Below are 401 nucleotides of genomic sequence, written 5' to 3'. Positions count from 1 at the left end.
ATCATGCTCGGCGGCGACATGGGCACCGCGATCATTCTCACGGCGATCCTGTTCGGACTGCTCTGGCTGGCCGGCGCGCCGACCCGGCTGTTCGCCGGAGTGCTGTCGGTCGCCGCCCTGCTCGGTGTGATCCTCATCAAGACCAGCCCCAACCGGATGGCCAGGCTCTCCTGCATCGGCGCCACCGAACCGCAGTCGGGCCCGGTCGACTGCTGGCAGGCCGTGCACGGCATCTACGCCCTGGCCTCCGGCGGGATCTTCGGCTCGGGGCTCGGCGCGAGTGTGGAAAAATGGGGCCAACTCCCGGAGGCGCACACGGACTTCATCTTCGCCGTCACCGGCGAGGAACTGGGTCTCGCGGGGACGCTGTCGGTGCTCGCCCTCTTCGCGGCTCTAGGCTA

At 68.8% G+C, this 401-nt stretch carries 1 protein-coding gene; it reads left to right on the top strand.

The features are described from left to right. A partial coding sequence (locus RM844_RS33220) for an FtsW/RodA/SpoVE family cell cycle protein (protein WP_311671137.1) occupies positions 1 to 401 on the top strand: 401 nt, incomplete at both ends.

The organism is Streptomyces chisholmiae (genome assembly GCF_031845445.1).
Lineage (GTDB): Bacteria > Actinomycetota > Actinomycetes > Streptomycetales > Streptomycetaceae > Streptomyces > Streptomyces chisholmiae.
The sequence above is the reverse complement of the archived record's forward strand: the minus strand, read 5'-3'. Positions and strand labels throughout refer to the sequence as shown.